The 526-nt window shown below is 57.8% G+C and carries 2 protein-coding genes; one reads left to right on the top strand and one right to left on the bottom strand.

What is annotated here, in order from left to right:
- Positions 1 to 140: 140 nt before the first annotated feature.
- Entirely contained in the window at positions 141 to 341 is a 201-nt protein-coding gene (locus ACOCD2_RS25865; protein ID WP_294032265.1) for a hypothetical protein, read from the top strand.
- On the opposite strand, the gene ACOCD2_RS25860 is transcribed toward ACOCD2_RS25865, so the two are convergent.
- Complete coding sequence (locus ACOCD2_RS25860; RefSeq protein WP_419594391.1) at positions 301 to 516, bottom strand: GmrSD restriction endonuclease domain-containing protein; 216 nt, start codon at positions 514 to 516, stop codon at positions 301 to 303. The genes ACOCD2_RS25865 and ACOCD2_RS25860 overlap by 41 nt on opposite strands.
- Positions 517 to 526: the final 10 nt, after the last annotated feature.

The following is a 526-nucleotide window of genomic DNA, read 5'->3' as shown; positions in this document are numbered from 1 at the left end:
CAAGCCAGGCAGCCCGCCCCTCAATGGCGTCCTTATTCCAGGTTCCTTCCGCCCCCAGGTTCTTGTTCAGGTGCAATGGACTCTGGGCAAAGCCACCTTCGATATTGCACTTCTCGGCAAACAAGTGTGTCTTCGGCCTCGTGATAGATTTTGGGACATCCCAGTCCCCAAAATCGACTCGGCCTTTGACAACCTATTGGTGCCCCAGCCGTCCTGGTCACCAAGCACTACGCAACAACTTCGCAAGCTCGTTGCTGCTCCGTACTTGTCTCCCAATGACTGGACGCCGCGTTTGGATGCCTACTTTGCTTCCCCTCTGGCGCTATGCGCACGACGGGTAAGCAGTGCGGCCTCGCGGCTACTGGGGTCTACCAGCCTTCGCTTCGCTCTCCATGGCTGGCAGCGGCTGCGGTTAGCGTATTCCGAGTTATAACCGGTCAGGGTCAGGTTACCGAGCGTGTGCCGGTAGGTCTCCCAAACATTTTCCCAATCGTCACCAAGTTCCTCTCGCCACACGGTGGGCACT

The sequence above is a fragment of the Thiolapillus sp. genome (genome assembly GCF_048562965.1).
GTDB classification, from domain to species: Bacteria; Pseudomonadota; Gammaproteobacteria; order Chromatiales; family Chromatiaceae; genus Thiolapillus; species Thiolapillus brandeum_A.
The sequence above is the reverse complement of the archived record's forward strand: the minus strand, read 5'-3'. Positions and strand labels throughout refer to the sequence as shown.